The organism is Pseudomonas sp. 5Vm1k (assembly GCF_056161485.1).
The window spans coordinates 1-3,232 of record NZ_JBSPCZ010000037.1 but is presented as its reverse complement, the minus strand read 5'-3'; the positions used below and the strand labels follow the sequence as shown (position 1 = coordinate 3,232).

Below are 3,232 nucleotides of genomic sequence, written 5' to 3'. Positions count from 1 at the left end.
TTGATTTCTAGTCTTTGATTAGATCGTTCTTTAAAAATTTGGGTATGTGATAGAAAGATAGACTGAACGTTACTTTCACTGGTAACGGATCAGGCTAAGGTAAAATTTGTGAGTTCTCTTAATTGAGAAATTCGAATTTTCGGCGAATGTCGTCTTCACAGTATAACCAGATTGCTTGGGGTTATATGGTCAAGTGAAGAAGCGCATACGGTGGATGCCTTGGCAGTCAGAGGCGATGAAAGACGTGGTAGCCTGCGAAAAGCTTCGGGGAGTCGGCAAACAGACTTTGATCCGGAGATGTCTGAATGGGGGAACCCACCTAACATAAGTTAGGTATCTTAAGCTGAATACATAGGCTTAAGAAGCGAACCAGGGGAACTGAAACATCTAAGTACCCTGAGGAAAAGAAATCAACCGAGATTCCCTTAGTAGTGGCGAGCGAACGGGGACTAGCCCTTAAGTGGCTTTGAGATTAGCGGAACGCTCTGGAAAGTGCGGCCATAGTGGGTGATAGCCCTGTACGCGAAAATCTCTTAGTCATGAAATCGAGTAGGACGGAGCACGAGAAACTTTGTCTGAATATGGGGGGACCATCCTCCAAGGCTAAATACTACTGACTGACCGATAGTGAACTAGTACCGTGAGGGAAAGGCGAAAAGAACCCCGGAGAGGGGAGTGAAATAGATCCTGAAACCGTATGCGTACAAGCAGTGGGAGCCCACTTTGTTGGGTGACTGCGTACCTTTTGTATAATGGGTCAGCGACTTATTTTCAGTGGCGAGCTTAACCGAATAGGGGAGGCGTAGCGAAAGCGAGTCTTAATAGGGCGTCTAGTCGCTGGGAATAGACCCGAAACCGGGCGATCTATCCATGGGCAGGTTGAAGGTTGGGTAACACTAACTGGAGGACCGAACCGACTACCGTTGAAAAGTTAGCGGATGACCTGTGGATCGGAGTGAAAGGCTAATCAAGCTCGGAGATAGCTGGTTCTCCTCGAAAGCTATTTAGGTAGCGCCTCATGTATCACTGTAGGGGGTAGAGCACTGTTTCGGCTAGGGGGTCATCCCGACTTACCAAACCGATGCAAACTCCGAATACCTACAAGTGCCGAGCATGGGAGACACACGGCGGGTGCTAACGTCCGTCGTGAAAAGGGAAACAACCCAGACCGTCAGCTAAGGTCCCAAAGTTATGGTTAAGTGGGAAACGATGTGGGAAGGCTTAGACAGCTAGGAGGTTGGCTTAGAAGCAGCCACCCTTTAAAGAAAGCGTAATAGCTCACTAGTCGAGTCGGCCTGCGCGGAAGATGTAACGGGGCTCAAACCATACACCGAAGCTACGGGTATCACTTAGGTGATGCGGTAGAGGAGCGTTCTGTAAGCCTGTGAAGGTGAGTTGAGAAGCTTGCTGGAGGTATCAGAAGTGCGAATGCTGACATGAGTAACGACAATGGGTGTGAAAAACACCCACGCCGAAAGACCAAGGTTTCCTGCGCAACGTTAATCGACGCAGGGTTAGTCGGTCCCTAAGGCGAGGCTGAAAAGCGTAGTCGATGGAAAACAGGTTAATATTCCTGTACTTCTGGTTATTGCGATGGAGGGACGGAGAAGGCTAGGCCAGCTTGGCGTTGGTTGTCCAAGTTTAAGGTGGTAGGCTGGAATCTTAGGTAAATCCGGGATTCTAAGGCCGAGAGCTGATGACGAGTGTTCTTTTAGAACACGAAGTGGTTGATGCCATGCTTCCAAGAAAAGCTTCTAAGCTTCAGGTAACCAGGAACCGTACCCCAAACCGACACAGGTGGTTGGGTAGAGAATACCAAGGCGCTTGAGAGAACTCGGGTGAAGGAACTAGGCAAAATGGCACCGTAACTTCGGGAGAAGGTGCGCCGGTGAGGGTGAAGCATTTACTGCGTAAGCCCATGCCGGTCGAAGATACCAGGCCGCTGCGACTGTTTATTAAAAACACAGCACTCTGCAAACACGAAAGTGGACGTATAGGGTGTGACGCCTGCCCGGTGCCGGAAGGTTAATTGATGGGGTTAGCTAACGCGAAGCTCTTGATCGAAGCCCCGGTAAACGGCGGCCGTAACTATAACGGTCCTAAGGTAGCGAAATTCCTTGTCGGGTAAGTTCCGACCTGCACGAATGGCGTAACGATGGCGGCGCTGTCTCCACCCGAGACTCAGTGAAATTGAAATCGCTGTGAAGATGCAGTGTATCCGCGGCTAGACGGAAAGACCCCGTGAACCTTTACTATAGCTTTGCACTGGACTTTGAATTTGCTTGTGTAGGATAGGTGGGAGGCTTTGAAGCGTGGACGCCAGTTCGCGTGGAGCCAACCTTGAAATACCACCCTGGCAACTTTGAGGTTCTAACTCAGGTCCGTTATCCGGATCGAGGACAGTGTATGGTGGGTAGTTTGACTGGGGCGGTCTCCTCCTAAAGAGTAACGGAGGAGTACGAAGGTGCGCTCAGACCGGTCGGAAATCGGTCGTAGAGTATAAAGGCAAAAGCGCGCTTGACTGCGAGACAGACACGTCGAGCAGGTACGAAAGTAGGTCTTAGTGATCCGGTGGTTCTGTATGGAAGGGCCATCGCTCAACGGATAAAAGGTACTCCGGGGATAACAGGCTGATACCGCCCAAGAGTTCATATCGACGGCGGTGTTTGGCACCTCGATGTCGGCTCATCACATCCTGGGGCTGAAGCCGGTCCCAAGGGTATGGCTGTTCGCCATTTAAAGTGGTACGCGAGCTGGGTTTAGAACGTCGTGAGACAGTTCGGTCCCTATCTGCCGTGGACGTTTGAGATTTGAGAGGGGCTGCTCCTAGTACGAGAGGACCGGAGTGGACGAACCTCTGGTGTTCCGGTTGTCACGCCAGTGGCATTGCCGGGTAGCTATGTTCGGAATAGATAACCGCTGAAAGCATCTAAGCGGGAAACTAGCCTCAAGATGAGATCTCACTGGGACCTTGAGTCCCCTGAAGGGCCGTCGAAGACTACGACGTTGATAGGTTGGGTGTGTAAGCGCTGTGAGGCGTTGAGCTAACCAATACTAATTGCCCGTGAGGCTTGACCATATAACACCCAAGCAATTTGACTACTCGAAAGAGCATCAGATTGCGGTGTGTGAAGACGAAACGAACCGAAAGTTCGAGCTGCTCACAAACACCGAGATCTATCACATACCCATTCGCTGGAGCGTGAACCCGCAAGGGCAAACGACCTGGCTC

At 50.8% G+C, this 3,232-nt stretch carries 1 rRNA gene; it reads left to right on the top strand.

The features are described from left to right. The first annotated feature begins 187 nt into the window (after positions 1 to 187). Positions 188 to 3,079 (top strand): 23S ribosomal RNA (locus tag ACWIKB_RS33255). The last annotated feature ends 153 nt before the right edge of the window (positions 3,080 to 3,232 follow it).